27 protein-coding genes are annotated in these 25230 nt (G+C 65.3%); 12 read left to right on the plus strand and 15 right to left on the minus strand.

The window, feature by feature from the left end:
* Nucleotides 1-91: 91 nt before the first annotated feature.
* Entirely contained in the window at nt 92-583 is a 492-nt protein-coding gene (gene greA / locus E3O65_RS06425) for a transcription elongation factor GreA (RefSeq protein ID WP_134362909.1), read from the minus strand.
* A gap of 106 nt (nt 584-689) precedes the next feature.
* The gene (locus E3O65_RS06430) at nt 690-1091 is read right to left on the minus strand and encodes a DUF4307 domain-containing protein (protein WP_134362910.1); all 402 of its coding nucleotides are present in this window, start codon (nt 1089-1091) and stop codon (nt 690-692) included.
* Between the two features lie 70 nt (nt 1092-1161).
* Here E3O65_RS06430 and mca point away from each other — a divergent pair, with 70 nt between their 5' ends.
* Together mca and E3O65_RS06440 are read left to right on the plus strand one after the other, a co-directional pair.
* On the plus strand, nt 1162-2025 hold the full coding sequence (mca, locus tag E3O65_RS06435; RefSeq protein ID WP_174722270.1) for a mycothiol conjugate amidase Mca: 864 nt from the start codon (nt 1162-1164) through the stop codon (nt 2023-2025).
* Nucleotides 2022-2288 carry a hypothetical protein gene (locus tag E3O65_RS06440; RefSeq protein WP_134362911.1) on the plus strand — a complete coding sequence of 89 codons (267 nt, stop codon included), beginning with the start codon at nt 2022-2024 and terminating at the stop codon, nt 2286-2288. The genes mca and E3O65_RS06440 overlap by 4 nt, the downstream gene beginning before the upstream one ends.
* 27 nt (nt 2289-2315) lie before the next feature.
* On the opposite strand, the gene trhA is transcribed toward E3O65_RS06440, so the two are convergent.
* Nucleotides 2316-3017, minus strand: coding sequence for a PAQR family membrane homeostasis protein TrhA (gene trhA / locus E3O65_RS06445; RefSeq protein WP_134362912.1), 702 nt, complete (start codon nt 3015-3017; stop codon nt 2316-2318).
* Nucleotides 3018-3087: 70 nt separating this feature from the next.
* Between trhA and E3O65_RS06450 the strand changes: the two genes are divergently transcribed.
* The 3 genes from E3O65_RS06450 (at nt 3088) to E3O65_RS06460 (ending at nt 6569) form a co-directional block, all read left to right on the plus strand.
* Entirely contained in the window at nt 3088-3873 is a 786-nt protein-coding gene (locus E3O65_RS06450; RefSeq protein WP_134362913.1) for an isoprenyl transferase, read from the plus strand.
* Between the two features lie 8 nt (nt 3874-3881).
* Entirely contained in the window at nt 3882-5003 is a 1122-nt protein-coding gene (locus E3O65_RS06455) for an aminotransferase class V-fold PLP-dependent enzyme (protein WP_134362914.1), read from the plus strand.
* Between the two features lie 234 nt (nt 5004-5237).
* Nucleotides 5238-6569 (plus strand): PhoH family protein, encoded by a 1332-nt coding sequence (locus E3O65_RS06460; RefSeq protein WP_241985857.1) that lies wholly within the window; start codon nt 5238-5240, stop codon nt 6567-6569.
* A 117-nt stretch (nt 6570-6686) separates the two neighbouring features.
* Here E3O65_RS06460 and E3O65_RS06465 read toward each other — a convergent pair whose 3' ends face one another.
* The 5 genes from E3O65_RS06465 to xseA all read right to left on the minus strand — a co-directional run bounded on the left by E3O65_RS06465 (nt 6687) and on the right by xseA (nt 11000).
* Nucleotides 6687-8099, minus strand: a complete 1413-nt coding sequence (locus E3O65_RS06465; RefSeq protein ID WP_422386406.1) for a class II fumarate hydratase — start codon at nt 8097-8099, stop codon at nt 6687-6689.
* 104 nt (nt 8100-8203) lie between these two features.
* The gene (locus E3O65_RS06470) at nt 8204-8845 is read right to left on the minus strand and encodes a carbonic anhydrase (protein WP_134362917.1); all 642 of its coding nucleotides are present in this window, start codon (nt 8843-8845) and stop codon (nt 8204-8206) included.
* Nucleotides 8845-9504, minus strand: a complete 660-nt coding sequence (locus E3O65_RS06475; protein WP_134362918.1) for a DUF4245 domain-containing protein — start codon at nt 9502-9504, stop codon at nt 8845-8847. Before E3O65_RS06475 ends, E3O65_RS06470 begins: the two co-directional genes overlap by 1 nt.
* Complete coding sequence (locus tag E3O65_RS06480; RefSeq protein WP_134362919.1) at nt 9501-9743, minus strand: exodeoxyribonuclease VII small subunit; 243 nt, start codon at nt 9741-9743, stop codon at nt 9501-9503. Before E3O65_RS06480 ends, E3O65_RS06475 begins: the two co-directional genes overlap by 4 nt.
* A 9-nt stretch (nt 9744-9752) precedes the next feature.
* Nucleotides 9753-11000: an exodeoxyribonuclease VII large subunit gene (gene xseA / locus E3O65_RS06485; RefSeq protein WP_134362920.1), complete on the minus strand. Its 1248-nt coding sequence runs from the start codon at nt 10998-11000 to the stop codon at nt 9753-9755.
* An 89-nt stretch (nt 11001-11089) separates the two neighbouring features.
* Here xseA and E3O65_RS06490 point away from each other — a divergent pair, with 89 nt between their 5' ends.
* On the plus strand, nt 11090-12130 hold the full coding sequence (locus tag E3O65_RS06490; protein ID WP_134363002.1) for a 4-hydroxy-3-methylbut-2-enyl diphosphate reductase: 1041 nt from the start codon (nt 11090-11092) through the stop codon (nt 12128-12130).
* Nucleotides 12131-12224: 94 nt separating this feature from the next.
* On the opposite strand, the gene E3O65_RS06495 is transcribed toward E3O65_RS06490, so the two are convergent.
* Both E3O65_RS06495 and fbaA read right to left on the minus strand, forming a co-directional pair.
* Nucleotides 12225-12794 carry a DUF6264 family protein gene (locus E3O65_RS06495; RefSeq protein ID WP_134362921.1) on the minus strand — a complete coding sequence of 190 codons (570 nt, stop codon included), beginning with the start codon at nt 12792-12794 and terminating at the stop codon, nt 12225-12227.
* A gap of 12 nt (nt 12795-12806) precedes the next feature.
* Nucleotides 12807-13832 (minus strand): class II fructose-bisphosphate aldolase, encoded by a 1026-nt coding sequence (gene fbaA, locus E3O65_RS06500; protein WP_134362922.1) that lies wholly within the window; start codon nt 13830-13832, stop codon nt 12807-12809.
* A 253-nt stretch (nt 13833-14085) separates the two neighbouring features.
* Here fbaA and glpX point away from each other — a divergent pair, with 253 nt between their 5' ends.
* A complete protein-coding gene (glpX, locus tag E3O65_RS06505) occupies nt 14086-15018 on the plus strand; it encodes a class II fructose-bisphosphatase (RefSeq protein WP_241985859.1) in 933 nt (310 codons plus the stop codon).
* 29 nt (nt 15019-15047) lie between these two features.
* Here glpX and E3O65_RS06510 read toward each other — a convergent pair whose 3' ends face one another.
* A complete protein-coding gene (locus E3O65_RS06510; protein ID WP_134362924.1) occupies nt 15048-16394 on the minus strand; it encodes a DNA recombination protein RmuC in 1347 nt (448 codons plus the stop codon).
* A 53-nt stretch (nt 16395-16447) separates the two neighbouring features.
* Nucleotides 16448-17065: an exonuclease domain-containing protein gene (locus tag E3O65_RS06515; protein ID WP_134362925.1), complete on the minus strand. Its 618-nt coding sequence runs from the start codon at nt 17063-17065 to the stop codon at nt 16448-16450.
* Nucleotides 17066-17148: 83 nt separating this feature from the next.
* On the opposite strand from E3O65_RS06515, the gene ychF reads away from it, so the two are divergent.
* Together ychF and E3O65_RS06525 are read left to right on the plus strand one after the other, a co-directional pair.
* A complete protein-coding gene (gene ychF / locus E3O65_RS06520; RefSeq protein ID WP_134362926.1) occupies nt 17149-18222 on the plus strand; it encodes a redox-regulated ATPase YchF in 1074 nt (357 codons plus the stop codon).
* 622 nt (nt 18223-18844) lie between these two features.
* Nucleotides 18845-19519, plus strand: coding sequence for an SDR family NAD(P)-dependent oxidoreductase (locus E3O65_RS06525; protein WP_134362927.1), 675 nt, complete (start codon nt 18845-18847; stop codon nt 19517-19519).
* Nucleotides 19520-19862: 343 nt separating this feature from the next.
* On the opposite strand, the gene E3O65_RS06530 is transcribed toward E3O65_RS06525, so the two are convergent.
* The 3 genes from E3O65_RS06530 to E3O65_RS06540 all read right to left on the minus strand — a co-directional run bounded on the left by E3O65_RS06530 (nt 19863) and on the right by E3O65_RS06540 (nt 23024).
* On the minus strand, nt 19863-20633 hold the full coding sequence (locus tag E3O65_RS06530) for a hypothetical protein (RefSeq protein WP_134362928.1): 771 nt from the start codon (nt 20631-20633) through the stop codon (nt 19863-19865).
* Between the two features lie 649 nt (nt 20634-21282).
* Nucleotides 21283-22173 (minus strand): NAD(P)-dependent alcohol dehydrogenase, encoded by an 891-nt coding sequence (locus tag E3O65_RS06535; protein ID WP_277870455.1) that lies wholly within the window; start codon nt 22171-22173, stop codon nt 21283-21285.
* 332 nt (nt 22174-22505) lie between these two features.
* Nucleotides 22506-23024 carry a 2'-5' RNA ligase family protein gene (locus E3O65_RS06540; RefSeq protein ID WP_134362930.1) on the minus strand — a complete coding sequence of 173 codons (519 nt, stop codon included), beginning with the start codon at nt 23022-23024 and terminating at the stop codon, nt 22506-22508.
* Nucleotides 23025-23077: 53 nt separating this feature from the next.
* On the opposite strand from E3O65_RS06540, the gene E3O65_RS06545 reads away from it, so the two are divergent.
* The 3 genes from E3O65_RS06545 to E3O65_RS06555 all read left to right on the plus strand — a co-directional run bounded on the left by E3O65_RS06545 (nt 23078) and on the right by E3O65_RS06555 (nt 25193).
* Entirely contained in the window at nt 23078-23650 is a 573-nt protein-coding gene (locus E3O65_RS06545; protein WP_134362931.1) for an HhH-GPD-type base excision DNA repair protein, read from the plus strand.
* 2 nt (nt 23651-23652) lie between these two features.
* On the plus strand, nt 23653-24045 hold the full coding sequence (locus E3O65_RS06550; protein WP_134362932.1) for a phage holin family protein: 393 nt from the start codon (nt 23653-23655) through the stop codon (nt 24043-24045).
* A 308-nt stretch (nt 24046-24353) separates the two neighbouring features.
* Entirely contained in the window at nt 24354-25193 is an 840-nt protein-coding gene (locus E3O65_RS06555; protein WP_198411720.1) for a bacteriorhodopsin, read from the plus strand.
* The last annotated feature ends 37 nt before the right edge of the window (nt 25194-25230 follow it).

The raw sequence follows: 25230 nt of genomic DNA on the forward strand, positions 1-25230 counted from the left end.
GTGAGAGGCCGAACGGGCAGCCGCCGGCGCAGCACGACACGGAGAGCCTCGACGGATGACGGTGCCCGCCGGGAGCGGTGAAGCGGTGTGGTTAGTTGCCGGCCCAGGTCTCCACGAGGAAGATCTCGACGGCGATTTCCTTGCCGGTGGGTGTCTCGTACGACGTCTTCGCACCGACCGTGAGGCCGATGATCGCGGTACCGAGCGGGCTCTGCTCGCTGTAGACGTCAAGGTCGCTGTCTCCGGCGATCTCGCGGCTGCCGATCAGGAAACGATTCTTCTCGCCGGCGATGGTTGCGGTGATCACGGTGCCGGGCTCAACGACGCCCCTGCTCTCGGGCGCATGGCCGACCTCGGCGGTGCGCAGCAGTAGCACGAGCGTGCGGATGCGCGCCTCCATTTTGCCTTGCTCATCCTTGGCGGCGTGGTAGCCCGAGTTCTCCTTGAGGTCGCCCTCTTCTCGAGCTGATTCGATCTTCTTCGCGATCTCGACGCGTCCGACGGTGCTGAGCGTATCCAGCTCGGCGGCGAGGCGGTCGTAGGCCTCCTGGGTCAGCCAGGTGACCGTGGTTTCGGTAGTCATGGGTGGAATCTCCTCATGCTCGGTCATGCTCGTTCGATGCCCTAGGGGTGAACCCGCAGTTATACAACGGACGCCCCGACGAGTACGTCAGGGCGAAATACTTAGTCTAGGTCAGCCAGCAGCGGTAAATCAATCCGGTGTTACTCTGCTCGGTCGTGCGCACATCCGTGGTCGTCGACCGTGAATATATTGGGCTGGCGGGCAGGTCGATGACCGTCCAGCCGACCACGGTGAAGGTCTCGTTCAGTGCCTGCACAGCACAGCTGGAACTGCGGCCGACCGGAATCGACGCCTCAAAGGTCACCGTCACGAGATTCTCGTCGACGATGGTATGGCCGATGTCCCGGGTCTCGATCAGGGGCTCGGAGGCACCCAGCCCCACCCAGACCACGAAGGCAACCAGGATCGCCGCGAGCGAGCCGGCGGTGACATAGAGGACGCGGCGGTCTCTCGTGCCGCGGTTCGGGGCACGCCCGTATCGGGTATCGAGGTTGCTGGTCGCGGTCACTCAGACTCCACACTCACGGATCAACGATTAGTCTTAGCACCAAGGTTATCTGGCATTTCTGAGGAGTTTCATGTCGCTGCGACTCTTGGCGGTGCACGCCCATCCCGACGACGAGTCGAGCAAGGGTGCCGCCACCTACGCCCACTACCGGAGCCTCGGCGCCGAGGTCATGATCCTGAGCTGCACGGGCGGCGAGCGGGGGAGCATCCTGAACGAGGACCTGCTGGCACATCCGCTGGCCGAACGTGACCTCGCCGGACTTCGTCGTTTGGAAATGGCGGAGGCGCAAGGCGTTCTCGGGGTCGCGCACCGGTGGCTCGGTTACCAGGATTCCGGGATGAACGACGATGGATCGGTGCCCGCGAACTCGTTCGCGGACATCCCCGTGGAGATTTCCGCGGAGCCGATCGTGCGGCTCATCCGTGACTTCCGACCGCAGGTCCTGATCACGTACGACGAGAACGGCGGCTACCCGCACCCCGACCACATCCGTTGCCACGACGTGTCGATGGAGGCCTACCGGGCCGCCGCCGACCCGACCCGGTACCCGGATGCCGGTGCGCCCTGGCAGGTCGACAAACTCTATTACGACCGGATTTTCAACCTCGAACGCATCGATGCCATGTTCCTGGAACTGAGCGTCAAGGACCCCGAGTCGCCCCTGTTGGAGCCGCTGGAAGCGGCCAGGGAATGGATGAAGGACTACCCGAAGCTGGCGACGACCCATGTTCCCGTCGGAGACTTCCTCGAGGCGCGGGACGCGGCACTCCGGGCACATGCCAGCCAGGTCTCTCCCACCAGCAGCTTCTTCTTCTGGCCGAACGATCTCATCCGTGAGGCCTGGCCCTACGAGGACTTCCAGCTCGTCGAATCGAAAGTGGACACCGTGATACCTGAATCCGACCTTTTCGCCGGAGTGAGGGACGACGCATGAGTCTCGTCGTCCTCGCCCCGCTTGTCAGCATCGTCGCAGCGGCCACCCCCTCGCCCGAGTTCGACCCGAACACGGTGACGCCGGGCCCAGCGGGCTTCGTCGCGATTGCCGTCGTGGCCGTCGGAACGGTGCTTCTGTCCATCGACATGGCTCGGCGCGTGCGCCGCAACACCTACCGTGCCGAAATTCAGGAACGACTGCAGGCCGAGATTGCGGCGAAGTCCGCTGCCGACGCCGACCCGGCGGGCGCGGACAAGGCGTAGACCGGCACGCGGACCGGGTCGGCGGGGCTACGGGTAGATCGGGTTGGTGGCGATGATCATGATCGCCGCCCAGTGGCAGAGGAAGGCCACCACGGTCAGGGTGTGAAAGATCTCGTGGAAGCCGAACACGCCCGGGAGGGGGTTGGGCCGTTTCATGCCGTAGATGACGGCACCCACGGAGTAGCACAGCCCCCCGATCATGATCAGTGTCATCATCGCCGCGTTGGCTTGGAAGAAGTCGACGATGAACATGAGCGCGCCCCATCCGAGCGCCAGGTATAGCGGAACGTACAGCCAGCGCGGGGCATTGATCCAAAACACCCGGAATGCGATTCCGAGGAAGGCGCCGCCCCAGACCAGAGACAGGAGCAAAGCGGACTTGGCTGGTGGAAGGGCGAGCACCGAAATTGGAGTGTAGGAGCCCGCGATCAGCAGGAAGATATTGGCATGGTCGATCCGCTTGAGGATCACTTTTGTGCGAGGGCCCCAGTTGAACCGGTGGTACAGGGCTGAATTGCCGAACAGAAGCATCGAACTCAGCACGAATACGAGCGAACTCACACGAGCAGCGGTGCCGTCGGCGGCGAGCAGAAGCACGATGCCGGCCACGATCGTGACGGGGAAGGTTCCGGCGTGGATCCAGCCTCGCCAAGTGGGCTTGACCTCCACCGGCTGCGGCAGGTTGTCCTCGAACAACGGCAGGTTGGGGATGTCACTCGCTGGGGCCATGCTGCAAGAATACGACAGCGTGCATGCCCCGTGCGGCACGCAACGGTCGCGAGTGGGCTAGCGTAAATATGTGCAGAAACGGGAAATTCCATGGGCGCGCGGCATTCTCTACGGGGTCTACCAGCGTCGTCTCCGCCGAGGGTTGACTCCGGATGTACTGCCGGACCATGTCGCCATGATCATCGACGGCAACCGGCGCTGGGCTCGGCAACTCGGCTTCGACTCCGCCGCTCACGGGCACCGGGCCGGTGCCGCCAAGATGCGGGAATTCCTCAAATGGTGTGACGACCTCGGCATCTCCGTCGTCACGCTGTACCTGCTCTCCTCCGACAACCTCACCAACCGGCCGAGCGACGAGCTCCAGGAGCTGATGAAGATCATCGCGAAGCTCGCGGAAGAGCTCTCCCGGTACCGCGATTGGCGGGTGCAGCAGGTGGGGTCCAAGGCCGGCCTGCCCGAGCCGTTGGTCGCCGCCCTGAACGCCGCGGAGGCGCGCACGGCCCGTAAGAAAGGTCTGCATATCAACCTCGCCGTGGGCTACGGCGGCCGCACCGAGATCACCGACGCGATGCGGAGCATCGTCGGGGCGCACCTCGAGAACGGCCAGACCCTTGAAGACCTCGCGGAGACCCTGACCCCCGAGCTGATCGGGGCGCACCTCTACACGGGGGGTCAGCCTGATCCCGACCTGGTCATCCGCACCTCGGGGGAGCAGCGCATCAGCGACTTCATGCTCTGGCAGAGCGCGCACAGCGAATTCTATTTCGTGGAAGCGCTCGGACCAGACCTTCGCCAGGTCGACTTCCTGCGCGCCCTGCGCGACTTTGCTCGCCGCCAGCGCCGGTTCGGCGGGTAGGAGAACCCATGACCGTTCTCGAGCGCTATCTGAAGGGGTTTCTCGAAGAGCCCGGCTACCTCGACTACGCCCGGGTGGGACCGCTGTCCGCCGGTGTGGTCGCCGAGACCCTCGGCCAAACGGATGCGCTGTCCCGGGCTCGGTTCGGCAGCCTCGACCATTTCGGAACGCAGGACGCACGGCTGCGCGCCGCCGTGGCCCTCGCCACCGGTTTCCGCGTTGACCAGGTCGTCTGCGAACCCAACACCACTACCGGGATCATGCACGCCATGTTCGGCCTCACCGGGCCGGTGCTGCTTTCGCGCGGCGATTTCCCCACGGTGCCGTTCGCGGCCGTGCGAGCGGCGGAGGCTCTGCGCGTGGTCACCCCGATCTGGCTGGAGACCGACCACGGTCGGGTCACCCCCGGGCAGATCCGGGCACAACTGACCCCGGCCACCGCCGCGGTGGCGGTCTGCCTCGTCGATTCCCGCACGGGCTATCGCGTGGACTTGGAAGGCATCCGTCAGGTCATCGGCGACCGCCTGCTCATCGTCGACGCCATCCAGGGCCTCGGGTCGGTGGATGTCCCCTACGAGGTGGCGGATGTCGTCGCCTCGGGCGGCCAGAAATGGGCCAGAGCCGGGTGGGGCACCGGGTTCCTGGCACTCAGCGACCGCGCCGTCGAACGCTTGGTCCCCGTGTTCTCCGGTTTCACCGGCACGGACACCGTCGAGCCGTGGGACGAGGTGCCGCCGCCGAGCCGCAGCGCCAACGCGTTCCGGGTGAGCAACGGCGACGCCATAGCCCAGGCCCGGTTCGCGGCCGCCCTCGAAGAGGTGGCCGACGTGGGCATCCGTTCGATCGAGGACGCAATCAACCTGAATGTGGCGCAGCTGATCGATCTGGCCGACGAGTTCGCCGTGCCCGTCGTCTCCTCCAGGGACGACCGGGAGCGTGCTGGCATCCTGGTGCTCGAACCCCCGGCCGCTCAGCTCACGCTGCTGAGCATCGCGCTGCACAACCACGGAGTGACGGCGACCACGCGTGGCGGCACCGTGCGGATCAGCACCCACGCGGCCCTCAGCCCGCACACGGTCGACATGCTGCGCGGCGCGTTCACGTCGTATGCGACAGCGGTGATCTATTGACCATTGCGTGCCGGTCGGGGCATAGTCCGGATGATGACTGCCCGGTGAACGTCTGTTTCGAATGCGCGTGTCGCTCTTCCCTTGCTGGGCTTGTATAAGTAGCGTCGAGAACATCAGGTATGGCGCCTGGTCGAGACGGCCACATAAGTACGGCTCGAGAACCCTGTGGCTGCTCGCCAACACAATCTGTGCCTCACGGGGCACGGGGTGGGAGTGGTTGTGACCGCTAATCAGATCGACAACAAGGGTTCGAACCGGACGGCCACGGTCGGGCAGGCCGAATGCACCTACGTTCTAGACACATCGGTGTTGCTCTCCGATCCCAAGGCGATCTTCCGCTTCGCGGAGCATGCCGTGGTACTGCCGGTCGTGGTCATCGCGGAGCTCGAAGCCAAGCGCAATGACCCGGAGATCGGATACTTCGCCCGGCAGTCGCTGCGGCTTCTCGACGAGCTCCGGGTGAAACACGAACGCCTGGACTTCCCGATTCCGGTCGGCGAGGGTGGCAGCCTCCGCGTGGAACTGAACCACTCGAACATGTCGGTGCTCCCCTCCGGCCTGCAACTCGGCGACAACGACTCCCGCATCCTCGCAGTGGCCCTCAACCTGGCCAACGACGGCCTGAACGTGACCGTCGTCACAAAAGACCTGCCGCTCCGGGTGAAGGCGGCTTCGCTCGGCCTCACCGCGGAGGAGTACCGGCACGAGCTCGCGGTGGACTCCGGCTGGACGGGCATGGACGAGATCACGCTGGGCTCCAACCTGATCGACGAGCTCTACGACAAGGAGGTCGTGCACACGCGTCTCGTGCAGGACATGCCGGTGAACACGGGCCTGGTCATCCACTCCGACCGCGGCTCGGCGCTCGGCCGGGTGACCGGCAAGGGTGAGATGAAGCTCGTGCGCGGCGATCGGGACGTCTTCGGACTGAAGGGCCGCTCAGCGGAACAGCGGCTGGCCATCGACCTGTTGCTCGACCCGGAGATCGGCATCCTGTCGTTGGGGGGGAGGGCTGGCACGGGGAAGTCGGCGCTCGCCCTCTGCGCCGGCCTGGAAGCCGTACTGGAACGTCAGCAGCACCGCAAGATCATGGTCTTCCGGCCGCTCTACGCGGTTGGTGGTCAGGAGCTCGGCTACCTGCCCGGAGACGCCGCTGAGAAGATGAGCCCGTGGGCCCAAGCGGTGTTCGACACGCTCGGGGCGATCGTGTCCGAGAACGTGCTCGAGGAGGTGATCGAGCGGGGCATCCTGGAAGTGTTGCCGCTCACGCACATCCGTGGCCGGTCACTGCACGACGCCTTCGTGATCGTGGACGAGGCCCAGTCGCTCGAGCGCAACGTGCTGCTCACGGTGCTCAGCCGGATCGGTCAGAACTCGCGCGTGGTGCTGACCCACGATGTGGCCCAGCGTGACAACCTGCGGGTGGGCCGCTTCGACGGGGTGGCGTCCGTGATCGAGACGCTCAAGGGACATCCGCTGTTCGCCCACATGACGCTGACCCGTTCGGAGCGAAGCGCGATCGCCGCCCTCGTCACGGAGATGCTTGAGGGCAACGAGGTGCGCTAGCGCCCTGACGAATTCGACGGAGATTTTGCCTCAAAACCCCCTTTCGGAACGAAAGCGGGCCTTCGGGAGCAAAATCTCCGTCGAATTGGTGAGTGCCGGCGGGCGAGGAGTCGAGGGCTACCGGGGCTGGGGCGGACGAGTCATGCTGAGCACGTCGAGGGCGGTGTCGAGCAGTTCGAGGGTGACCTCACCGCGCTCGACGAAACCCAGCGCGATGACGGACTCGCGCACGGTGACCCCCTCAGCCACCGAATGCTTGGCGACCTTGGCCGCTGCCTCGTAGCCGATGACCCGGTTCAACGGGGTGACGATTGCGGGGGAGGACTCGGCCAGCGCGCGGGCGCGCTCAACGTTCGCCGTCAGGCCGTCGACGGTCTTGTCGGCGAGCACGCGGGTCGCGTTCGAGAGGAGGCGGATGGACTCCAACAAGGCCGTGCCCATCACCGGGATCGCCACGTTGAGCTCGAAGGAGCCCGACGCGCCCGACCAGGCGATGGTGGCGTCGTTGCCGATCACACGGGAGCACACCATCAGCACGGCCTCCGGGATCACCGGGTTCACCTTGCCCGGCATGATCGAGGATCCGGGCTGCAGGTCGGGGATGTTCAGCTCGCCGAAGCCCGTGTTGGGACCCGAGCCCATCCAGCGCAGGTCGTTGCAGATCTTGGTCAGGCTGACCGCGATGGTGCGGAGGGCACCGGATGCGTCCACCAGGCCGTCCCGGTTGGCCTGCGCCTCGAAGTGGTCGCGTGCCTCGGTGACCGGTAGTTCGGTCTCCTCAACGAGCAACTCGATCACGAGCTGCGGGAAGCCGAACGGAGTGTTGATGCCGGTGCCGACCGCGGTGCCGCCGAGGGGGACCTCGGCGACGCGGGGGAGGGCGGTGCGCACGCGCTCGATTCCGAGGCGCATCTGCCGCGCGTAGCCGCCGAACTCCTGACCGAGGGTGACCGGGGTGGCATCCATCAGATGTGTGCGGCCGGCCTTGACGGCACCGGCCCACAGCTCGGCCTTCGCCTCGAGGGCAAAGGCCAGGTGGTCGAGCGCGGGGATGAGGTCGTCGATGAGGGCGCTGGTGACGGCGAGGTGCACAGAGGTAGGGAAGACGTCGTTGGAGGACTGGGACGCGTTCACATGGTCGTTAGGGTGCACCGTACGGCCGAGACTACGGGTGGCGAGCGTGGCGAGGACCTCGTTCATGTTCATGTTCGAGGACGTTCCGCTGCCGGTCTGGTAAACGTCGATCGGGAACTCGGAGTCGTAGCGGCCGGTGGCCACCAGGTCGGCGGCTTCGGCGATCGCCTGGGCGATCTCGGCGTCGAGCACCCCCAGCTTCGCGTTGGCGATGGCGGCTGACTTCTTGATCCGAGCCAGCGCGGCGATCTGGGCGGGCTCCAACACGGAGCCGGAGATCGGGAAATTCTCGACGGCCCGCTGCGTCTGCGCCCCGTAAAGGGCGGCGATCGGAACCCGGACCTCGCCCATCGTGTCGTGTTCGATCCGGTACTCGGCTTCAGCGGTCTTGTCCACCACGGTGTGTATTACCTTTCGGTTGGGAATCTTCTGGATTCGAATCTCTTCGAGACGGGAACGCGCGGCGGTACCCTGGAGCCCGCCGCCAACGCTGGGCTCGGCTACACCACGCCGACGACAATGTCGGCCACGGCACGGCCTTCGAGTAGCCGGTAGTTCGCCCCGACGATAGCCAATGTACCTTCTGCTACGGCCGCACTGATCATCTCCGACCGCTCGAGCAGCTCGGACACCGTGTCGCGCAGGTGCTCGCGGCCGACGGCGAGAGCATCGACCTGATCGGGATCGATCGGCGACGCATCCGTGGATCCCGCGACCCGCCGAACGGCCGGCACGATCTTCTCGATGATCCGGTTGATGTGAACGGGCAGGGGGGGCGCGTCGACGGCTTGGGAATCGATGGCGGCGCGCACGGCGCCGCAGCCGTCGTGCCCGAGCACGAGGATGAGCGGCACCTGCAATACGGCCACAGCGTATTCGAGCGAGCCAAGCACCGAATCGGAGATGACCTGACCGGCGTTGCGCACCACGAAAAGGTCACCGAGGCCCTTGTCGAAGATGATCTCGGCGGCCAGCCGGGAATCGCTGCAACCGAACAGGGCGGCGTCGGGGGTCTGCACGAAGGCGAGTTCGGCGCGGCGGTCCACGTCCTGACGCGGATGCTGCGGCTCGCCGTTCACGAATCGGTCGTTGCCGCGCTGAAGGTCCGTCCAGACCTCTGCCGGTGTCGCTGCCTTGCCCATTACTGTCCTTCGGTGTCGTTCATGCTGATCTGTTCGGCAAGCACCTCGGCGAGGGCGGCAAGTTCGTCGTCATCGGCGGTGCCGACGAGAAGGTACGTGCTGTCGCCGGCGGCCGTCACGAGCGCGGATTCGAAGTTGCCGCGGTCTTTTTCCGGCTCCGGGTTGCGGTGCACGTCCCAGGTGACGCCGGCGATCGTGACGGTGCCGCTGGCGGCTGTGTCGTTCAGTTCGTTGGCGAGCCAGCTCGGGTTGGCCCCGAGAGCCTGGGTCAGGCCGATGTACTCGTTGGCCGGGGTGAGTAAGCCGATGTTCCAGGAGGGGATCTTGTCGGTCCCGCCTGCCCGCCACTGCGCGGAGTTGGCCGTCCAGTCGGCAGGGAGCTCCGGGACCAGCAGAGGCTCGTCGATTCCGATCTGCACCTGCTCGGCCACGGCGGCGAAGTCGACGGCGCGGTTCAACGGTGCCTCGCTGCGTGGAACGATCAGCACGAGCACGAACACCATGCCGAGGGTGGCCAGAAGCGACAGGACCAGATTGTTCACAGTCTTGTGGGACCGGTACTTGCGGGAGTTTTCAGCGAGCCTGCTCGTGGTCTCGCTGGGGGTCTCCGGTCGTCCCAGCTCGGCGACGATGCGGGGCGCGCGCTTGGCGGCGCTCATCCGGCGGATGCGGCGGAATCGACCTGGCCTGCCCGTGCGGCATCCAGTCTGGCCTTGGCGCCGATCAGCCACTCCTCGCAGCGACGGGCCAGAGCCTCGCCGCGTTCCCAGAGCGCGAGCGACTCCTCGAGCGACGAGGCACCCTGTTCGAGGGCGTTCACCACGCGCACGAGTTCGTCCCGGGCCTGTTCGTAGCTCAGGGCGTCGATATCGTCTGCTGCCGAGGTCATGGTGTCCATTCTAATTATCTAATTCGACGGTGTCGGGTCGGAGGTTGCCGCGGCGGTGGCTGGCGTGTGAGCGGTGGCCGCCACGGCGCCCTCGGCGAGGGTGATCAGGAGCGTCGTCCCGGCTGGTGCCTGGCTGGGCGACCGCACGACCCTGGCGTCTTCCAGCTGCACGATCGCGTATCCGCGGTCGAGGGTGCCCTGGGGTGAGAGGGTGCGCAGCTGTGAGCGCAGGTCGACGATCACCGCGCCCGCGCGCTCGACCGCCCGGTCGACCAGCTCGGCTCCGCGGGCGACGTAGCGGGTGAGGTCTTCGGACCGGGAATCGACGATCCACTGTGGGGTGCTCAGAACGGGGCGTGAGCGCAGTTGGCCGATGCGGTCGACCTCATGCGCGAGGATGCCGGTCAACCGGTTGCTGAGACGGGCGCGGGCTTGCTGCACTCGGTTGAGTTCGTCGGAGACGTCAGGGACGACGCGCTTGGCGGCATCCGTCGGCGTCGACGCGCGAAGATCGGCGACGTCGTCGAGCAGCGGCCGGTCGGCCTCGTGGCCGATGGCACTGACCAGCGGGGTGACGCAGGCTGCCGCAGCGCGGATCAGCTTCTCGTCACTGAAGCCGAGCAGGTTCTGGAAGTCGCCGCCGCCGCGGGCGACGATGATCACGTCGACCTCGGGGTCGGCGTCGAGTCGCTGGATGGCTGCGGTCACTTCGCCGACCATGCGCTCACCCTGCACGGCCGCGTACGCCAGGTGGAAGTTGACGGCCGGCCAGCGCAGCTGGGCGTTACGGATGACGTCTTTCTCGGCGTCGGAGTCCTTGCCGGTGATCAGTCCGATGCAGTGCGGGAGGAAAGGCAGCGGCTTCTTGCGGGAGGCGTCAAAGAGGCCCTCACCGGCCAATTGGTTGCGCAGTCGCTCCAGGCGCTCCAACATATCGCCGAGTCCCACGTGACGCATCTCGAACACCTGCATGGTGAGCGTTCCGCCCTTGACCCAGTAGTTGGGCTTGACGAGGGCGATGACCCGGTCGCCCTGCTTGAAGTCGCTGGTGAGTTTCGCGCGGACCGAGGACCAGACCGTGAAGCTGACCGTGGCGTCTTCGGTGAGGTCTTTCAGCTTGCCGTAAACGTTGCCACCGCTGGCGCCCCACTGGGTGATCTCACCCTCGACCCAGGCCGATCCGAGACGCTCGATGTAGCCGCGGATCTTGTTGGCCAACAGCCCGACCGGCCACGGGGCCTCGAGGGTAGGGGGTGCGTCCGTCATCAATCGTTCCTCCCACGGACTGCACAGTCGGGCCCCCATAGACTGGGTTGGTGACTATCAGTACGGATTCGCCTGTGATCGGCCTTGGCATGCCACGGATTCCCCGAGCACGCAACAGGCTCAAGGATACCCCGGTGGTCGGACACAAACGGGTGCTGCTGGCCGCCCCGCGCGGCTATTGCGCCGGCGTGGACCGGGCCGTGATCGCCGTCGAGAAGGCGCTCGAGCTGTACGGCGCTCCGGTCTACGTACGCAAGCAGATCGTGCACAACATCTACGTCGTCTCCGAGCTGGAGAAGAAGGGTGCCATCTTCGTCGAGGAAGTCGACGAGGTACCCACAGGCTCGCACATCGTCTTCAGCGCCCATGGCGTGTCCCCGGCCGTCGTCACCGCCGCGGCCGACCGCGGTCTGCTCGCCATCGACGCCACCTGCCCGCTCGTCACCAAGGTGCACCGAGAGGCCGTGCGCTTCGCGCGGGACGACTTCCATATCCTGCTGATCGGTCACGAGGGCCATGAAGAGGTCGAGGGAACCGCGGGAGAGGCGCCCGAGCACACGACGCTTGTCGGCAGCCCCGACGAGGCCGAGACCATCGAGGTGCCCGACCCTGACAAGGTGGTCTGGCTGTCGCAGACCACGCTGAGCGTAGACGAGACCATGGAAACCGTGCGCCGACTTCGCGCCCGTTTCCCGAACCTGCAGGATCCTCCCAGCGACGACATCTGCTACGCCACCCAGAACCGCCAGGTGGCGATCAAAAAGGTGGCCCGCGACTCCGACCTCGTCATCGTCGTGGGCTCGGCGAACTCGTCTAACTCGGTGCGTCTGGTCGAGGTGGCGCTGGAGTACGGCGCCCAGGCTGCCTACCGGGTGGACTTCGCCAGCGAGATCATGCAGGAGTGGCTCGACGGGGTGGCTACCGTGGGTGTGACGAGCGGGGCATCCGTGCCCGACGAGCTCGTGCATGAGGTCCTCGCAGATCTGGCAGAGGCCGGCTACGGCGACGTCGAGGAGGTCAAGACGGCCGAGGAGGATCTGCTCTTCTCACTGCCGAAGGAACTGCGCAAGGACCTGGCCGGCAACACGGATGCTCGTGCACTGGGCGGTCGGGTCAGCCGCTCGGAGTAGTCGGCGCCGCGTTCACCACGAAGCCCTCGGCGATCAGACCTGATCTGATCGCCGAGGGCTTCGTGCATGCCGTACCCGGTGGGAACGTTGACTTCTACAGCGTGCCGTAGACGTCCATCAAGTTCGGGTTGTTGAGCAGCGTCGGGTCGGTCGCCAGCACAGCACTGGTGAAGGCGATGAACACGACCACAAACAGGACCGCACCGATCAGCGGCACATAGAAGGCACGCCGGCCGCGAACCAGCAGCAGGATTGCGCCTGCCACCGTAGCAAGCCAGACCAGGCTCACGCCGACGATGCCGGCCGTAACCAGCCCGGGAACGGACGGGTCCGGATCGTATGCGCCGAGGTCCAGCTGCGTGTAGATCAACTGGATCGAATCGGTGATCATGGCGAGCAGGCTGACCGCGAAGAGCGTGGACAGCAGCCCGAGCACGAGCAGGCTCAGCGTGACCGCGCGGTCCCACCGCGGCGCGGTGCCGCGCGGGAGCTGAGCCGTATCGGGGGCCGTGGACGGCCCGGGTGCGGCCGGTGTGGCGAGCGTGCGCTCATCCGGGGTCGGAGTCCAGCTCCAGCCCTCGGGCGCAAGCTCGCCGTACTGGGGACGGGGCCGGGAATCCTCCGGAGGGGTTCCCGGAGGAGTCGACGAAGAATTCTCGGCCATTGTCATCCGGTACTAGCTGTTCGACTGGCCGGCAGAGCCGAGCTGGCGGGTGGCGTCGGCGACGCGAGCGGCCATAGCCGTCTCGGCAACCTTGCCCCAGGCACGAGGGTCATAGACCTTCTTGTTGCCGACTTCGCCGTCAACCTTGAGAACGCTGTCGTAGTTGCTCAGCATGTAGCCGGCGACTGCACGCGTGAAGGCGTACTGGGTGTCGGTGTCGATGTTCATCTTGACGACACCGTTCGCGACGGCCTCAGCGATCTCGGCATCGGTGGAGCCCGATCCGCCGTGGAAGACCAAGTCGAGCGGCTTCGGGCCGGCGCCCAGCTTGGCGGCGACGCCATCCTGGATCTCCTTGAGGAGCTCCGGGCGAAGCTTCACGTTTCCGGGCTTGTAGACGCCGTGCACGTTACCGAAGGTGAGGGCTGCCATGTAGCGGCCGTTCTCGCCCATGCCGAGCGCGTCGATCATGGACAGCGCGTCGTCGAGAGTCGTGTACAGATTCTCGTTGATGTCGCCCTCGACGCCGTCTTCTTCGCCGCCGACGGCACCGATCTCGACCTCAAGGATGGCGTTGATGGCCTGGGTGCGCTTCAGGATGCCCTTGGCAATTTCCAGGTTCTCGCCCAATGCGATGGCGGAGCCATCCCACATGTGGGACTGGAAGATCGGGTTGCGGCCGGCCTTCACCTCTTCTTCGGAAGCGGTGATGAGCGGGAGGACGAAGTCCTCGAGCGCGCCCTTGGGGCAGTGGTCCGTGTGCAGTGCGACGGTAATGGGGTAATTGTCGGCGACGGACTGCACGAAGCGTGCCATCGCGAGCGCACCGGATGCGCGGTTCTTGACCGTGTGGCCGGCGAAGTAATCTGCGCCACCGGTGGTGACCTGGATGATGCCGTCTGAGCCGGCTTCGGTCAGGCCCTGTAGGACGGCATTAATGCTCTGCGAAGACGAAACGTTGAACGCCGGGTAGGCGAACCCCTTCGTCTTGGCCTTGTTGAGCATCTCGGCATACTGGTCTGGGGTTGCGATGGGCATTGTTGCGTCTCCTCGGTTGAACCGTTTCGGTTCTCTCATCCTATCGAGAAGGGTCTTCGGTCGTGCCGGAGCCCGAGAGCCCCCCGACATCCCCTCGATGGGGAGCGGGCGCTAGGCTGAACGAGGCAGCACCGATGCCGGTGCCGGCCCAAAGATGGGTCATGCCACTGCCGCACTCTTCGTCCGGGAAGGACCATCTGTGAACAGCCCCGAAGTCGCCCCCAATTTCACGCACCCCGACCGCAACCTCGCGATGGAACTGGTGCGGGCCACAGAAGCCGCGGCGATTCGCGCAGTTCCCTTCATTGGTCGTGGTGACAAGAACGCCGCGGACAAGGCAGCCGTCGACGCCATGCGCGTATTCCTCGGCACCGTCAACTTCGATGGCCTCATCGTCATCGGAGAGGGTGAGAAAGACGAAGCACCCATGCTCTTCAACGGGGAGCGGGTCGGAAACGGCACCGGGCCCGCCTGCGACATCGCGGTCGACCCGATCGACGGCACCAGCCTCACCGCAGCCGGACGCCAGAACGCCCTCTCCGTGATCGCGGTCTCCTCCCGCGGCACCATGCTCGACGCGTCCTCCGTGTTCTACATGGACAAGATCGTCACGGCCGGCGCCGGCCGCGGAGTCGTCAGCCTCGACGCGCCGATCGGCGACAACATTCGCGAGCTGTCCAAGGCCACCGGCAAGCCGGTCGGCGAAATGGTCCTCGCCGTACTCGACCGTCCCCGTCACGCCGGACTGATCGATGAAATCCGCAGCGCCGGTGCCGGCACCCGGTTGATGAGCGACGGCGATGTTGCCGGCGGCATCAACGCGGCTCGCTGGCAGACCCGCATCGACATGTGCGTCGGCATCGGAGGCAGCCCCGAGGGAATCACCACGGCCTGTGCGCTCAAGGCCATCGGTGGTTATATGCAGGGACGCCTCGCGCCCAAGGACGATGCCGAACGCGCGGGCGCCATCGCGGCCGGCCTCGACGTCGACAAGCTGCTCGAGCTCGACGACATGGTCAGCGGCGACAACACCTTCTTCGTCGCCACGGGCGTCACGGATGGCGGACTCGTCGACGGCGTGCGCCGCCAGGGCCCGATCATCCGAACCGAGAGCATCGTGCTCCGCTCGAAGTCCGGCACCTCGCGTCGTGTGATCGGCGAGCACCTCGCCTCAAAGTGGCTCTAGGAGAATGACCGGTCGACTCGGCTCGGTCGTCAGACCGGGTCGAGTTCAACCAGTTCGTCGGCGAACTCCGTGCTGCCAATCTCCGGGCTGCCAAACTCCGGTGCTGTCAACTTGCGTGGCGAATCGTGGATGATCGCGGGTTCCGCGAGCAGACTGATCTTTGTTTCGTCGATCCCGGGGAACTGCCGGGCGGTGACCAGGACACGGGTCTCCAGCGAGTTAGCGAACTTGTTGTAGCTGTCGACGGTTCGTTCCAATGCCTTGCGGAGCCCCTCGGCGTGACCGGAGAGTGTGCCGAGCCTCTGATACAGGGCGTTGCCCAGGTCGAAGAGCTTTTTTGCCTCGTCGGTCACGGCCTGCTGCTGCCACGTGAAGGCGACGGTCTTCAGGACCGCCCACAGGTTGACGGGCGAGGCCAAGGCAACGCGCTTGCTGAATGAGTAGTCGAGGATCGACGGATCGGCTTCGAGTGCCGATGAGAGCAATGATTCACTGGGGATGAAGGCGATCACGAACTCGGGGCTGGCGTCGAAACCTTCCCAATAGGTCTTCTTGGCCAGGGCATCGATGTGCGCCCGTACGGCCTTGACATGCTTGTCAACGAGTGTCTTACGGCGCGCACCCTCCTCGCCGGTAGCGGTGAGTGCAATCGTGCTGGCCTCAATGTAGTGCTCGAGGGGAACCTTGGCGTCGATGGCGATCGACTTGTTGCCGGGTAGACGCACCACCATGTCAGGCCGGCCGAGACCGGCATCCGTCGTGATGTTCGACTGCGTGGTGAAGTCAACGTATTGGGCGAGGCCTGCGGCCTCCACCACGCGACGCAACTGCGTCTCGCCCCAGACGCCCCGGGTGCTGTTCGAGCGCAGCGCGCTGGCAAGTGACTCGGTGGTCACTCGCAGTTGTTCATCTGAGAGCTGGGCCTGCTTGAGTTGCTCCGAGAGCGAGCCGTATTGTTCGCTGCGCTGTGTCTCCAATTCGGTGACCTTTTGCTGCATGGTGCGCAGGGTCTCCTTGACGGGGCTGAGCGCTTCAAGCACCAGGTGTTCGCGCCGTTCCCGCTCGTTCTGTTCCTGTTGATCGGCATCGCGCCGCTCGGTCAGCTCCCGGTATTGATCCCGGTGATGGTCGATTTGACCGGTCAGGCCGTCGACTGTCGCCAAGGCCGCCGACAATTCGGACTGAAGGGCACCTCGCACAGTGGCCTCGGACGCCCGCACCTCGGACAATGCCAGGGCATGGCGCGCCTCAACCACCGCGGGCCCCTCGTCCGGGGTCTGCGTCGATCCCCGACGCTGCAGGAGGACGATCGTGAACAGGGTGCCGAGCAGGGCTCCGACAACGAGACCGAGAAGAAGACTGAGCCAGGAATCCATGGTTCCACTCTGTCAGTAGCCACCGACACTGCCGCGTCGGCGCTGCGCGGGTCCTAGTTCAGGGCCATCGGACCGTGCGTTGCGGATTTCTCCTTGGTGGCGACCGGTCCGATGGCGCCGACTTTCACGCCGGTGATCCGGGCCAGTTCATCGATCGTGCCGGCCCCGTGCCGGCCGGCCGCGTGGATCATGATGGCCGCGCAGGCCTCCGCGTCGGCCAGGGCGTCGTGATGGGCGAAGCCCTCGAAACCCGCGGCCATCGCGGCGACCGGGAGCCGGTAGGAGTCAAGGTGGTAGGTGCGGCGGGCCACCTGCAGGCTGCAGACGTAGCTGAAGTCGGGCACGGCCAGCCCGGCGACGGTGGAAGACGTCTTGATCACGCCGAGGTCGAAGCCGGCGTTATGGGCCACCAGGTGGTCGCCGTCGGCGAAGGCGACCAGATCGGGAAGCTGCTCGGCCCAGGTTGCCGCACCCGCGACATCCGTGGGCCGGATGCCATGGATCTTGATGTTCCAGGCCAGGAACAGGTCGTGCCCGACGGCCGGTTTGATGAACCACGCCACTCTGTCGACAACCTCGCCGTCGCGAACTTTCACCAGTCCCACCGAGCACGCCGAAGCGCTGGAGGAGTTGGCGGTCTCGAAGTCGATGGCGGTGAAGTTGACTGGCACCGGTTCATCCTTTCATGGGCCGACGACACTGCGTCTCCGTCGGCCGACCGGGCCACGATTCGCAGACGGTACGATGGGTTCCCGTGGCTCTTACTATTGCAATCGTCGGACTGCCCAATGTCGGCAAGTCCACCCTCTTCAACGCGTTGACCAAGAACAATGTGCTCGCGGCGAACTACCCGTTCGCCACCATCGAGCCCAACGTCGGCATCGTCAATCTGCCCGACCACCGCCTGGCAAAGCTGGCCGCGGTCTTCGGCAGCGAGCGTCTGTTGCCTGCCCCGGTGTCGTTCGTCGACATCGCCGGGATCGTGCGCGGCGCCAGCGAGGGGGAGGGGCTCGGCAACAAGTTCCTCGCCAACATCCGTGAGGCCGACGCCATCGCGCAGGTCATCCGCGGCTTCGCCGACCCCGATGTGGTGCACGTCGACGGGGCCGTGAACCCGGCTGGCGACATGGAGACCATCAACACCGAGCTCATCCTTGCCGACCTGCAGACCCTCGAGAAGGCGGTTTCCCGCTTCGAGAAAGAGGTCAAGGGACGCAAGCTGCCTCCTATCGTGCTCGAGACCGCGCTCAAGGCGCAGGCGATCCTCGACGCTGGGGCTCCGTTGTCGTCGGCCACGCTCGACATCGAGCCCATCCGTGAATTGGGCCTGCTGACGGCCAAGCCGTTCATCTATGTGTTCAACGTTGACGAGGCGGTGCTGCAGGATGCCGAGAAGCTCGCCGTTCTGGCCGCCCTTGTGGCCCCGGCCAACGCCGTCTTCCTCGACGCGAAGCTCGAATCCGAGCTCAGCGAGCTCGACGCCGAGGACGCCGCCGAGATGCTGGCGTCGACCGGTCAGGCCGAGAGTGGGCTCGACCAGCTTGCCCGCATCGGCTTCGACACCCTCGGGCTGCAGACCTACCTGACGGCCGGCCCGAAGGAAACCCGGGCCTGGACCATCCATAAGGGTTGGACCGCCCCGCAGGCGGCCGGTGTGATCCACACCGACTTCCAGAAGGGGTTCATCAAGGCGGAGATCTTTTCCTTCGACGACCTGATGGAAGCCGGCTCCGTGGCGGAGGCCCGCTCCAAGGGCAAGGCCCGCATCGAGGGCAAGGAGTACATCATGCAGGATGGCGACGTGGTGGAGTTCCGCTTCAACGTGTAGCCGCAGTCCCGGCCCGTGTCGCCCCTCTCTATCTGTGGCCACGATCGCCGAGATCGCCAGATCCGGTCGAGTCCGCGTGGTGGGCGGGACGATTTCGACCGCAATGGGCGAATTCGGTTGCTAGCGGTAGCGGAGCGGCCGTCGGATGAGTGGACGCGGCAGGCCTCGCGCGACGAAGTCGGGCACCACGGGGTGTGGCCAATTCAGGAGATCTGTCGCCCGAGGACGTCGTCAGGCTGGTCGTTCTTGGTGATTCCAGCCTCAGCCGGATGATTCTCCTGAAATAGCCACACTCCGCAGTGCTCTACTCGTCTTTTAGTGACGGAACGCGGTGAAGTTCCGCTTCAACGTGTAGCCGCGTTCCGGCCGCAACTTTTTCTATATCGGACATGTGTGGCCGATGCACGGCGCCCAGTTGTCCGTTCCGGCATCAGTTGCGATGGCGAAGCTCGTTGAACTCGAGCGAGTCGTGATGGTCTTCCTTGGCTCGGCTTGGATCAGCGGCGTTATCTGCTGCTCGTGACGTGTTTTAGTCCGGTAATCCGGTGAAGTAGAGGTTCACTGTATAGGCTCTATCTCCTCGCGTTAGTCATCACAGCAGCAGCAATCGAAGGAGACCATCGTGCCTGTCATCGCCATCATCGGAGCTGGACCGGGACTCGGAGCAGCAGTTGCGCGAAGGTTCGGGCGCGAGGGATTCTCAGTCGCCCTCATCTCGAGGAACCAGACGAAGCTGGACTCCATGGCTGCGGATCTCAGTACTGCCGGCATCACCGTGAGTGGTTACACTGCGGATGTACGAGTACCGGCGGCGCTCGAGGATGCCCTTGTGCGTGCCGCGGCAGAACTCGGGCCCATCACCGCGCTGCAATATAGCCCGCTCCCATCGCGCGACTACCTGAAGCCGGTGCTTGAGATGACTCCAGAGCTGGCTGTGGAGGCACTGCAGTTCTCGGCTCTCGGTCTCATCCACGCGGTGCGCACGGTGCTCCCAGCAATGCGGCAAGCAGGAAGCGGCAGCATCATCATGATCAACGGGGGAACCTCGGTGAAGGCCCGCGCTGACTTCGCAGGTACATCGGTCGCCTTCCCGGCTGAGAGCGCTTACGGTGAGATGCTCCACGACGCGCTCGAGGGTGAGGGAGTCCGGGTCAGCCAACTCGTGATTCCCGGCGGCATCCCACAGCTACAGCTTGTCAATGGCATCGACGGCGTCGCCGATCGTATTTGGGACCTCCATGCCGTTGCCGGGCCATTTCGCACGATGCTCATCCCGCTTGAGGAAGGCAGAGAGTAGGGGCACTACGCTGCTGCCAGCGACGTTGCAGAGACAATCAGGAGGGCGCGAAACGAGGCTCCGACGGTTACTCTGCGATGCCACTCCGCAGAGTTTGCTCCAACGTGTAGCCGGGTCCGGGTGTGGCAAAACAACGTCCACCACGGTGTGATGGTGGGGCCTGGTCGGAGCCTACTTCTTCCCCGCGGGGCTCAGGTCGGATTCGTGGCTCCGAGGCGTAGCCTCCCGCCATTCGCCTACTCCCAGACGAGGTCACTTGCAATGGTCGGAACGCCATTTGCAGAGTCTCCGGGTCCGGAGCCTCACCGCGAAAGGCTGTGTCCTCTCAGAGAGAGTGAGGACCTCAAGCGCCCCAGTTCGGTGAGGGAGAGCGGAACTCGGAAATAGGGCCGAGTGGGTCGGCGGCGATGAGCCAGACTGAAAACGCCGGTTCTGTCAGGGAGTCCAAGGGCGGGAGTGGCACGAGACCAACGAAAATATCGAGCCTGCCGCCTTGAGGGCGCGCGGTGTCGGGGTGTATTGCCGCGATCTCGGCGGCGTCATCTCCAACAGCGATTCCGTCGACGGTTCTAATGTGAACACCGTTGACGGCGGACGAGGAAACCTTCACCCAGGTGTTCGGCTCATGTGGTGACGCCCCGCCGGGCTCACCATCCACGAGAATGAAGTCGCCGTCCCATGGAGTAGGTGACTCAGGGCCTGTCAGCAGGATATCGCTCCAGATGTAATTGGTTCCCGGAGGCACCTCGCTGCCGCCCATAAAGGGCTTCGAGATCGGTGCGCTTCCGAAAGCCGTGGAAAGCCCGGCAACCAACTCGCCGGCAGGTTGAAAATAGTCGAACGTGGACAGGGTCGTGCCGGACGCGTCTCGAAGTTCGATCGTCGTTGCAGTGATGAAAAGGTCTGTCACAGGGGCCGAAGCTGACGGATGCGCCGCTTCAGTCGGGCCCGGCGTTGCCGTTGCTGTCGCCGGCGGCGTTGCTGTTGCCGACGGGCTCTCGCCGTCGCGGACGGGGACCGGTGGGCCGGAACATCCGGTCAGAATCACACCTGCAATCAGCAGCAGTGCCGCAAGCGCTTTGCCGGACTTATCTGGTACGCCGTGAGCGGTCATACTTCCCCGATACCCCTAGATCTGACTGCAGCCGATTCATCGTTGCACAGACTGCGTATCAGCGGCCGTCGTGGGTGGGCCGTGTCTATCCGGCTGCGCGACACCGCCTGCCTGCGTGCCCGCCTGTCCTCGTAGTCTCGACCGCCGGGGCGGTGGGGAGCCTCGCCCAGCTCGACAGGTCGGTCGACATCGACGGCCGCACCACTCGAATTTCGCCGGCAACATTCTCAGCGGATCATCTGGCGGATGAGAACTCGCGGCAAGGCTCGTGTTGGAGTAGGGCACCGTCCCGTTCCGGGTCTGATGGTTGAGGAAGAGGAGCTGAGCACAGCGATATCCTGTGTGCCTCATGCTGTGACGGACAGGATCCGGTGGTCCACTCAGATGTATCGCAGGGTTCCCTTTTACCGGGAGCGAGGACTTCACACGCCCCAGCTCGGAATGGGAGCGCCGAACCCCGTGATCGGTGAAGGCATCTGCGGCATGGAACTGGACAGAAGACATCGGGTCTGCTGTTCGATCAAATGACGGGGTTCTTCCGCGGGCTGCGACAGGCGAGGTTGACAGTCCGGTCGAGTTCGGCAGGGGACACGGCCAAAGTGGACGCGCGCCGCACCGCGGCCGCCCCGGCACGGCTGTGCAGCCCCGATCAACTCGCCGCGATGCGGAGGACGACGTTTCCCTTCTTGTGCCCTGTGTCGACGAAGCGGTGCGCGGAGGCGATGTCGGCAAGGTCGTAGGTGCGGTCGATGACGGCCTGGAACCGACCTGATTCCGCGAGCCCGACCAGGAAGGCAAGAGATTCCGAGGTGTTCTCGATGTTGCCCGCGGCGATTACCTTCCCGCTCCGCTTGGTATTCCAAGCGGCCAGAAGAAGACCCTTCAGATCGGAAATGACGAGCAACAGAGCACCGCCGGGATTGACGCACGCCCCAGCGCGCTCAAAGGGGGCGTTCCCCACACAATCCATGATGACGTCGTAGGTTCGCCCTTCGAGGAGGAAATCTTCCGCCGTGTAGTCGATCACCCGGTCAGCGCCGAGCGCCGTGACCAGCTCGCGGTTGGCGCCGCTGCAGACACCGGTGACTCGCGCACCCACCTGCGCGGCGAGCTGCACCGCCGCCGTGCCCACGGAACCGGATGCGCCGTTCACGAGAACGGTGCTGTCCGGTTTGATCGCGGTGCGGCGGAAAAAAGCGTGGGCGGTGGTTCCGCCGAAGACGAGAGTCACGGCATCCGTAAAGGTCATGTTGCGTGGCTTGGCCGTGATCACGCCATCCTGCGAGATGCAGACGTATTCCGCGTGCCCGCCGAACCGGCTGCCGAGCATTGCGATCACCTCGTCACCGGGCCTGAACGACGTGACGCCCAGGCCCACAACTTCGACGACGCCGGCGACATCCATGCCCAAGACCCGCTTGCGCGGGCGGAATACTTCGAGCGCGAGCGCAACCGGCACGGCCAGCCCCTTTGGGACTGAGCGTGAGCGAGACCGATAGTCAGCGGCGCTCACCGTGCTCGCGTAGACCTTGACGAGCACCTCGTCCGGCCCACCAGCCGAACTCGACCGCAACCGTCGAACTCAGCGTGAAATGGATGCCTGAAGCCTGCCGGGCAGACCGGGACTGCGGTGACAGGCGGCAGGTGAGCTCCAGCCGGACCGGTCCTGCGCGATCGGGTCGGCGCAGCATCCGTCGCATCAAGATGAGCGGAAAAACCGCCCGTGACGGCTCCGTCGATAAGCGCGCGTGATGCCCGCCTTGCCGTTCCCCCTATCCCTCGGTTCACCGCAGGGCCGAGCCCTCAGGGCAGGTACCAGCACGCCGACGACTCGAACCCTTCGGCGCGAACATCGTCGCCATGCCATCGGAGTCATGCGACGGAGGCTCCGGCCGCGCCCGGTGTAGCCAGGGAGAACACGGCGATCACTGTGCGCCCGCTTGCCGCCGATCGGAGCGCCATGTCCACGAGAGCGACCTGGGTGAGGGGGAGTCTCTGGCCCGCGTGCACGCGGGCGCCGTTCTTGATCGTGATGTGGGCCCGGAAGTCGGGGCCAGTGAACAGGGGCTCATCGGGCGTGGAGGCGAACGGCCGCACGGCGTCGACGAGGGCGCGGTGCAACCCGGCCAGGCGCGGGTCGTCTTCCAGGAGCGTCACCGGCACGTCCTCGCGCCGGCCGAACAGGGCGTCGGCGCCCGCGACAGACGTGAGAGCGGTGCGGCCAGAGGCCGTAGCGGCCAGGACACCGGAAATGACGTCTGCGATGACGGATACCGCGGCATCCGTGTGAAAGGGAGGCAGTACCGTGATGTGCAACGGCCATTCCGACACGGGGAAGCTGTCGCCTGTGCGAAGCGGACTGAGCGGGAGGACGACGACGAGGCGGGACATGCGCCGAGTCTAGGGGCATCCCGGTGGCGCCCCGCCGGTGGCACAATGGGCGGATGATGCTGAACCTTACCGGCGATTCCGCCGCCGACACTCTGCTCAGCGAGGACCCGTTCGCCTTACTCCTCGGGATGCTCCTGGACCAGCAGATCGCAATGGAGACCGCGTTCGCCGGGCCGGCCAAGATCCGCGACCGAATCGGCTCGCTCGACCCGTCGGCCATCGCCGGCTTCGACTCCGACGCCTTCGTCGAGGTGTTCCGGGCCACCCCCGCCGTCCACCGTTATCCAGGCTCGATGGCCGCGCGCACGCAGACCCTCGCGGGGGTGATCGAAACGAACTGGAACGGCGACGCGTCCGCCCTATGGACCGCCGGTACCCCGGACGGCGCCGAGATCCTCCGGCGGCTGAAGGCGCTCCCGGGGTTCGGCGAGCAGAAGGCGAAGATATTCCTGGCCCTGCTCGGCAAGCGGCTCGGTCTCACGGCGCCGGGCTGGCGCGAGGCCTCTGCCCCCTACGGCGAGGACGGCTCGTTCCGATCCGTCGCCGACATCGTCGACCCCGAATCCCTGAACCGGGTGCGGGAAACCAAGCGGGCGGCTAAGGCAGCTGCCAAGAAGAAGGAGTAGTCATGGTGCGTTTCCTGATCCGCGCGGTGATCTTCCTCGGCTCCGCCGCGCTCGGCCTCTGGGTGGCTTCGCTGGTGCTCGAGGGCTTCACACTCACCTGGCAGGGGTTACTCGTCACGGTGCTCGTCTTCGCCGCGGCGCAGAGCATCCTGTTGCCCTTCATCATGAAACTGACCGCCCGCAACGCGCCGGCTTTCCTGGGTGGGGTCGGGCTGCTATCGACCTTCGTGGCACTTCTGATCGCATCCGTCGTGGGCAACGGCCTGGTCATCTCCGGCTGGCAGACCTGGATCCTGGCCACCCTCGTGGTCTGGTTGGTCACGGCCGTGGCAACCGTCACGTTGCCGCTGCTGCTCCTTCGTCGGGTCGTGAAGCAGAGAGGTGCCCGCGGATAGGCGGCTACCAACCAGATCGACGAGTGCGCGTGTCGTCGGCGACCGTGACCCTCACGCGGCGCGAGGCGGGAACCGGCCGGCGCAAGCAGAGCCAGCGCCGCCTTCAGGGTTGCGATCGGCAGCCATCTGCTCCCGTGCCGATTCCGTGTCTGACCGGTGTCGATACTCCCTGCCCAGACTCAGGAAACTCGTACTAAATTCCTAGTAAGCAATCAGACAGACATTTCAGTACGCAAGCAATCAAGCAGCACAGCAAGGCACGTCGGCACAGCTATTCCCTGTTCTTTTTCGCTCATCCGGAGGACAAAGTGATACCCGATTCCCTCACCCAGATTCAGTACGACACCGTCTACAACATGTTCTCGCTCGTCATCGCCTCACAGCTTTTCACGGCGATCTTCATCCTCGCCTCTCTCAAGCGGATTCTCCCGCGCTACCGGCAGGCGATGACCGTCGCTGCCATTGTGTGTGCGATTGCCGCATACCACTACTTCCGCATTTTCGACTCCTTCAAAGCGGCCTTCGTCACCGAAGCCGTCGGTGGTGCGGGCGACTACGTGCAGGTTGCCGGGGCGTCCTTCAACGAGGGCTACCGCTACGTTGACTGGCTCCTCACCGTTCCCCTCCTTCTGCTCGAACTGATCGCGGTTCTCGCATTGGCGCGCAAGGTACAAACCAGTCTGCTCTATCGCCTCATCCCGGCCTCGGCACTGATGATCATCCTCGGATACCCGGGTGAGCTCAGCGGAGACAACGCGGTTCGCGGAATCTTCGGTCTGCTCTCGACCATCCCGTTCGCATACATCCTCTACGTTCTGTTCGTCGAGCTGACCAGGTCCCTCGACCGCCAGCCGGCGAGTGTGCGTCGCACGATCAGCCAGCTACGCCTGCTGCTGCTGCTGACCTGGGGTGTCTACCCGATCGCCTACCTGCTGCCCATGCTGGGCATCGACGGCTCGGATGCCTGGGTCGGCAAGCAGATCGGCTACTCGATCGCTGACATCCTGGCCAAGGCCCTCTACGGCCTGATCATCTACAAGATCGCTCGGATGAAGTCGTTCGCGGACGACCCGGCGTTCGCGCGCCTCGAACTGTCCGTCGATGAAGCTGACGAGATGGCGTCCAGCACGAACCTACGCGGCAAGTAGGCCTACCCGGCCTCCTGCCCGGAACCATCGGGCCTGG

Source organism: Cryobacterium breve (genome assembly GCF_004402375.1).
Lineage (GTDB): Bacteria > Actinomycetota > Actinomycetes > Actinomycetales > Microbacteriaceae > Cryobacterium > Cryobacterium breve.

Excerpts from the sequence above, each read along its gene's own strand:
- greA (WP_134362909.1), bottom strand. The coding sequence starts at position 583 with ATGACTACCGAAACCACGGTCACCTGGCTGACCCAGGAGGCCTACGAC.
- E3O65_RS06550 (WP_134362932.1), top strand. The coding sequence starts at position 23,653 with ATGGTGCGTTTCCTGATCCGCGCGGTGATCTTCCTCGGCTCCGCCGCG.
- E3O65_RS06475 (WP_134362918.1), bottom strand. The coding sequence starts at position 9,504 with ATGAGCGCCGCCAAGCGCGCGCCCCGCATCGTCGCCGAGCTGGGACGA.
- E3O65_RS06490 (WP_134363002.1), top strand. The coding sequence starts at position 11,090 with ATGCCACGGATTCCCCGAGCACGCAACAGGCTCAAGGATACCCCGGTG.
- mca (WP_174722270.1), top strand. The coding sequence starts at position 1,162 with ATGTCGCTGCGACTCTTGGCGGTGCACGCCCATCCCGACGACGAGTCG.
- E3O65_RS06510 (WP_134362924.1), bottom strand. The coding sequence starts at position 16,394 with ATGGATTCCTGGCTCAGTCTTCTTCTCGGTCTCGTTGTCGGAGCCCTG.
- E3O65_RS06540 (WP_134362930.1), bottom strand. The coding sequence starts at position 23,024 with ATGTCCCGCCTCGTCGTCGTCCTCCCGCTCAGTCCGCTTCGCACAGGC.
- E3O65_RS06480 (WP_134362919.1), bottom strand. The coding sequence starts at position 9,743 with ATGGACACCATGACCTCGGCAGCAGACGATATCGACGCCCTGAGCTAC.
- fbaA (WP_134362922.1), bottom strand. The coding sequence starts at position 13,832 with ATGCCCATCGCAACCCCAGACCAGTATGCCGAGATGCTCAACAAGGCC.
- E3O65_RS06470 (WP_134362917.1), bottom strand. The coding sequence starts at position 8,845 with ATGGGCAAGGCAGCGACACCGGCAGAGGTCTGGACGGACCTTCAGCGC.
- trhA (WP_134362912.1), bottom strand. The coding sequence starts at position 3,017 with ATGGCCCCAGCGAGTGACATCCCCAACCTGCCGTTGTTCGAGGACAAC.
- E3O65_RS06440 (WP_134362911.1), top strand. The coding sequence starts at position 2,022 with ATGAGTCTCGTCGTCCTCGCCCCGCTTGTCAGCATCGTCGCAGCGGCC.
- glpX (WP_241985859.1), top strand. The coding sequence starts at position 14,086 with ATGGAACTGGTGCGGGCCACAGAAGCCGCGGCGATTCGCGCAGTTCCC.
- xseA (WP_134362920.1), bottom strand. The coding sequence starts at position 11,000 with ATGACGGACGCACCCCCTACCCTCGAGGCCCCGTGGCCGGTCGGGCTG.
- E3O65_RS06530 (WP_134362928.1), bottom strand. The coding sequence starts at position 20,633 with ATGACCGCTCACGGCGTACCAGATAAGTCCGGCAAAGCGCTTGCGGCA.
- E3O65_RS06545 (WP_134362931.1), top strand. The coding sequence starts at position 23,078 with ATGATGCTGAACCTTACCGGCGATTCCGCCGCCGACACTCTGCTCAGC.
- E3O65_RS06495 (WP_134362921.1), bottom strand. The coding sequence starts at position 12,794 with ATGGCCGAGAATTCTTCGTCGACTCCTCCGGGAACCCCTCCGGAGGAT.
- E3O65_RS06455 (WP_134362914.1), top strand. The coding sequence starts at position 3,882 with ATGACCGTTCTCGAGCGCTATCTGAAGGGGTTTCTCGAAGAGCCCGGC.